This window comes from Vibrio sp. 10N.247.311.47, assembly GCF_041467535.1.
Taxonomy (GTDB): Bacteria; Pseudomonadota; Gammaproteobacteria; order Enterobacterales; family Vibrionaceae; genus Vibrio; species Vibrio crassostreae_C.
This window is the reverse complement of record NZ_JBFSUR010000072.1, coordinates 1-5,280: the sequence shown is the minus strand read 5'-3', so window position 1 is coordinate 5,280 and position 5,280 is coordinate 1. Positions and strand designations below refer to the sequence as shown.

5 protein-coding genes and 1 pseudogene are annotated in these 5,280 nt (G+C 45.0%); 1 reads left to right on the top strand and 5 read right to left on the bottom strand.

The annotated features are described in order from the left end of the window. A pseudogene (locus AB6E51_RS23930) lies at nt 1-234 on the top strand (hypothetical protein); the annotation flags it as partial. Nucleotides 235-637: 403 nt separating this feature from the next. Here the strand turns inward: AB6E51_RS23930 and AB6E51_RS23925 are convergent. The 5 genes from AB6E51_RS23925 to AB6E51_RS23905 all read right to left on the bottom strand — a co-directional run. Then, the gene (locus AB6E51_RS23925) at nt 638-1,312 is read right to left on the bottom strand and encodes a hypothetical protein (RefSeq protein ID WP_235618384.1); all 675 of its coding nucleotides are present in this window, start codon (nt 1,310-1,312) and stop codon (nt 638-640) included. A gap of 967 nt (nt 1,313-2,279) precedes the next feature. After that, a complete protein-coding gene (locus AB6E51_RS23920; protein WP_154724011.1) occupies nt 2,280-3,257 on the bottom strand; it encodes a trypsin-like serine protease in 978 nt (325 codons plus the stop codon). Nucleotides 3,258-3,430: 173 nt separating this feature from the next. Further along, on the bottom strand, nt 3,431-3,868 hold the full coding sequence (locus AB6E51_RS23915) for a hypothetical protein (RefSeq protein ID WP_154724012.1): 438 nt from the start codon (nt 3,866-3,868) through the stop codon (nt 3,431-3,433). Between the two features lie 20 nt (nt 3,869-3,888). Further along, nucleotides 3,889-4,863, bottom strand: a complete 975-nt coding sequence (locus tag AB6E51_RS23910; RefSeq protein WP_154724013.1) for a type IV pilin protein — start codon at nt 4,861-4,863, stop codon at nt 3,889-3,891. 31 nt (nt 4,864-4,894) lie between these two features. Next, a partial coding sequence (locus AB6E51_RS23905) for a hypothetical protein (RefSeq protein ID WP_372140257.1) occupies nt 4,895-5,280 on the bottom strand: 386 nt, incomplete at its 5' end.

The window sequence follows — 5,280 nt, the reverse complement described above, 5'->3', positions numbered from 1 at the left end:
CTGGAAGACATAGAAAAAGACCTTGAAAGGGATACGCTCTATATGAAAGAGAAAGGCATTGAGAATGGGTTTGATGAAGACAATAACCAAATCAAGCCGCTGGCTATGACGGTGAAAACCGAACGGTTGAAAGCACTTATTGAAGCGGTGCAGGCCAATGGCATTTATCGCGTGGAAGTCGACCATGTGGATGAACATGAAGTGATTCATCTTTTGTTGCATCGAAAGGGGTAAGCGTTGTGGGTTGAGACCGACTAGGGCTTAGTTTTGCCTTGGGTGTATTGGTGCGGGACCAAATGTCCGTCTTTTACCTTAATCGAAAGCTTGTTCATTTTACAGCGAACTCCAAAAGCCGCGCAGTTAAGTAAATCCTCAAGGGATTGTGCTTTTTCAATACGTAATTTGGGTTTACGCATGAATCGTTTGAAATTGGCTTTGACTAGGCTAGGTTTGGTCGTGGGCATAAAGGTGAGGTTATTAACAGTGGATGGTGCACATAATAAACGAATCTATCTGATCATGCAGCTCCTGACCATTTTTAACAGGACTCTATGCCGTCCTACGGGCTGCGCCCTACCTGCACAGCAGTCAGAAAAGAAAATACTTCGCACTTCCTTTCCTAACCGCTCGATATTGTTTAATAACGCAAGGTAGAGCTCGACGACGAAACTTGATTGATTAACTCAACTTCAATCGCGGTAAGGATTTGTTCCATCAGTGTCTTTTTGATATCAACATGCTCTGAGCGCTCTTTAGATAATTCAGCCATGATATTAGGCATGGATCCATCAACCAGTACGACCTTTCCTATCACGCCGAAGTTATCGTGTAAAAACATCATGCAATGTCCACGATGATCATAGCTGACTCTAGCATTGACTCCATCGGGAAGGACATCCTTGGTGAGTTGAGGAAGTTGAGTGATAAAGGTGTTTTGTTGTCGGTTCCCCAACGATTCAAGCCCTTGAAGGTTCATTCCCGTACGACCGATAGAGCTGATCACGGCTTGGGGGCCTAGATACTCCCCAGAGTTAATCTCAATCGTTCGCCTGTCCATCACATCCATCAGCAACTTAGCAATCTCATGAGCATCAGAGAAAAGGTTCTTTTTCTCTTCCAGAATGAAATGTCGGCCCAGCCCTGGCGATAGCATCACTTCAAAGTCACCATCCACCAATAGATTACCGTCCATGATGGTTTCCCCGCAACATTGGTCTTTATAGCGCAAGAGAGTTTCAGAGCAGGCGTGTACGATAGGTTTGAGTTTTAGATCGGTCTCTGGGTATAAATCCTCCGCAATGGACTCATTCATGACAAAATTGATCCCTCTACGATGAAGAACAAACCGAAAAAGAAACAGGGAAATGTCATGACCAGCCAAGTTTTTCATATTGATATTACCTCTTTAGACGCCATCGACTCTAGGCAACGTTAAATGTATTCGACATTGCCTTGATAAATCGGAATGCATAAGAATAGTTTCACGCTGGATGTGTTTGTAATAACACAATACCAGAAACGCTATCGGTGAACGCCAATAAGAATGATAAGAAGCCTCGATACTCACAGGGAGTGACTTTAATTGTTCAATGTTAAAGAATGAGCTGTGCTTACTCAGTAGAGGTGACGCTAGTATTAATGATTGCCCACTGTATTTTGGGAGCAATTCAATCAGCAGTTCGAGCTCTTGGTACGTATCTCTTGTAAAAGGATAGATCGCCGTTGAAAGGTGAACATGGTATTGGTTTTTCTTTAAGGACGGGGTTAGCTTGAGTAAGGTGAGATCATTCAAAGCGATCCTTACACTGTACCCAAAACCTATCCACGCAGTGAAAAGAAGAACACCGCCATGGAGGAATAAGGGGAGATGAAGCGGCATCAACCAGACCGTGACGACCATTAAAATGACGACACCTTTGATTCCCCTTATCAAATTTATCTTTGCGGAAGGGGCATGAGAGAAGGTCAATAATCTATGTAGGAAAATGAAAAGTAAGAGTGTATTGACAAAAAGTATCACAAGATTATCCAATAAGGTTCATTTTGACGGCAATAAGCCCCGCTTGTTGGGGCAAGATGAAGCCGACAATTGAACAAAGTGAAAGCGTCAGGCTTTTGCATCCCACCGCTGTCCTTCACGGTACAATAAATACCCTCGATGATGCGTTTTTCTTAATAGCCGTATGGCTTGACGGTAAGTGGTGCGTATCACGCGCCAATCATTGCCATCGAGCATTTCCAATATAACAGGGTCGTTAATTTTGTAATCCATATCAGACCTATCTCTTTCTTAAACGCCCGAAGACAGCTAATCCAAGTAGAGAGAAAACGCCGAGAGAGCCACCGCTGCCGCCAGAACTTGGGGTCGTTGTTGGAGGGGGTACGGGAGTCGGTGTTACAGGATTGATATCAATCACTTCGTCATTGCTCAAATGAAGCTGCCCCGTACCAATAACTTCTAGCTCATAAGTACACGTATCAAACGCACTGATAACCGCTTGAGTTTGACAAGTACCGCCAAGGATTTGTACATCACCTGTCGCATGAGCATTCTCAGTCACGCCATTTTGGTGTAATGACTGAACCTTAATCGTTTGAGTGCCCGTTCCTTTGAGCACGGTTGGGTAGTGCCAGCCATTGATCTGCTCTAAAAGGAAGTCTTTAGCGTAAGCGAGGTCGGTACTATTCGATGCGTTATTGCTAGCCCCTCCCCCCCGAGTAATTGCCACTATGTTATTATTTTTCAACAAAGCGCCCCCACTATCACCTGGTATAACTTCTCCAATATGGGAAGTGACTTCGAATGCCGTCTTATAAGCATCCAAAATGCGAGTAATAGACGCTGAAGCATACGCTAAAGGATTGTTCCCCCCAAACCCGTATACTTTTATGTCATCGCCAAGAGCGATGCTCGGTATATTTAAATCAGCAAAGTAGTGAATGTTTTGTGTGTTCGCGGCTTCAGGAAGGCTCCAGATAGAGACGTCGTATGCTGAGCCATCGGAAGCCCATAGGTAGCTAGGATGATCAACTCGTCCACTTGCGTTAACCACATCACCATTAGCAAAGGTTATGCCAGTTAAATCAGTACAATGTGCTGCCGTTAAAACTTGATTGCCACCTATCACTAGGCCTGTGCAATTGTTTTTAACCATATCATCAAAGTCATTTTGCCAATCGACAGCTGTACCATTTTCAATCGCAAAAACCGAACTTGAGAGTAAAGAAATGGAGAGACCCACAACTATTTTCTTCATGATTAACGCTCCTTTTTAATGGAAGATAATTATACCATTTTCAACACTTAATTATCTGAAATATCACGATATTAACTATGATCTTTTCATCTAATAAGGTCATTGATATGATCGGTGGTTATATGAAAGCAAGGCAATATGACATCATACTACCCTACTTTTATATGTGGGATTTAGTCAACTTCCCAGCAAACGGCTTTGGCTGAGACGGCGCACCCCCCACAACTGGCTCGTCCTGAAGTTAATTTCCAGTACCCACCAGATTGATAGACATGCGCATCCGTTCCTTTTAAACCACGGCCATAATATCCACTGACTTTACTCAAAGCACATACCCACCCATTCGTTGGTTTGAGTGTTTTGGTGATCACGGACGTTGTTTCCCCGCCAGTAGAAAATTCCACTACCTGAGAGGGAGAACCAGACCCATATGCTGGCTCCAGCGGATAACTGTAATCCCGTTTGTATTGCTCAAACTCAGCCAAGTCTTGGGCTCGCTGCGCTTCATCCGCTTTATAAACATCCTCCAGGGTCACTTTGGCCATCGCGGGAGGTAAGATAAAAACAAGGGCGGCCAGCCCAAAGAGTATGCGTTTAAATAATGACTTCATGGTATTTTCCTTTCTTAGGGTTAACGACAACTGGCAATCAATAACGCTTCACCGGTCGTCACTTTTGCTTGTTGCTTACTGCTGTTGATTTTTACAATAGTGGACATTCCCACTTGCCAACGAGTGGCGGTTTCGTTGATGAGGTAAGGTTTGGTTCCACCAAGTAAAGTGTAATAATGGGTATCTATCTCTACTTTTGAAATAGATAGTTTGTACTGTGGGGTTTGGCCTGCAACGCATTGTGGTTTGTCTATCCAATCGCCGTGCTGGGCTCGACTCACGTTAACAAGGTATTGACTCACTGGTATTTGCGACCCATCGCTGGCTCTAAGCGTGACATCCTTAGCATTCGTAATACCGTGCTGACCGCCCACATCCCAATCCTCTGTTAATGTGGCGCTCCCATCGCGCATGACAATGTTTTCGTACATCAGTGCCAACGTCGCTTGACGCAAGGTAATATCGATATCATTGCCCGCTCGCTTTGCTCCTGGAATGTCAATCAACACGTTTGACCAACGCGTCCACTCTTTCGCATCCTTGTCTAATTCATGAAGTGGGATACGAATCACTAAGTGCTCGTTAAATGCCGGTATGTGCGTAAGGTCGGTGTAAAAATAAGTCCGCAGACGTGATGGGCTCCACGGCACATAGTCTGGCAACTTACATTCACCGTTGAGTTCTTGATCAATCGTACAACTGCCCCAGTATTGCTCAGGGTAGTCGTTCATGAGGTTATCCAACGTTGCAGGCCAACTCGCTTTACTGGTCGCATCGACACCCTCTTCGGTGATTTTGTAGTATTGATATTGATGAATGCGCTCTATCAGTCCTCTTATGTGCTCACCGTAAGCTTTCGCTTTCTCGTCTTCCTGATAATTGTGATACACCGGGTAGCTGATACCCACAATCGCTAGGATGAGCGAGAGCGTGATGACGGTTTCAATCAAACCAAAGCCTCGCTGTTTTAACGGGCTTCTCATTCTATTTCTCATTGTGAAATTCCTTTATTCGACAAGCCTATCTTTACCAAGCAAAACACGCCGTAGCTGGGTCAAACTCCATGCGCGATACATCGGTTGGCCCCTTAACGACACCAAGTATCTTTAAAGTTCGACCTTGAAATTGCCAGTTACCTATCACGGTTTGAGCCAGTTCTTTAAGGCGAGTTGCCTCCTTACTGGAGTGCGCTGTCAACGTGAGGTGCTTACCTATCACGCGGCCGCTGTTGCGGCTCGCCTGATAGGCAATATCGAGCGACCAAGGACTGTTATCCCGGATGCTCGCATCCAACCATCCCTCACTGACCAATGTATTGATGTTGTCGTCAATCGGTATGTGCAGACAGCCAGTGCGCTCGGTTTCGCTGCGTATCTGCTCATCCATCGCTTGCATGACCGCTGAGGTTGTTC

Bases quoted from the DNA above. Each gene is read 5' to 3' on its own strand.
- AB6E51_RS23925 (WP_235618384.1), bottom strand. From the start codon at position 1,312: ATGAATGAGTCCATTGCGGAGGATTTATACCCAGAGACCGATCTAAAA.
- AB6E51_RS23920 (WP_154724011.1), bottom strand. From the start codon at position 3,257: ATGAAGAAAATAGTTGTGGGTCTCTCCATTTCTTTACTCTCAAGTTCG.
- AB6E51_RS23915 (WP_154724012.1), bottom strand. From the start codon at position 3,868: ATGAAGTCATTATTTAAACGCATACTCTTTGGGCTGGCCGCCCTTGTT.
- AB6E51_RS23910 (WP_154724013.1), bottom strand. From the start codon at position 4,863: ATGAGAAATAGAATGAGAAGCCCGTTAAAACAGCGAGGCTTTGGTTTG.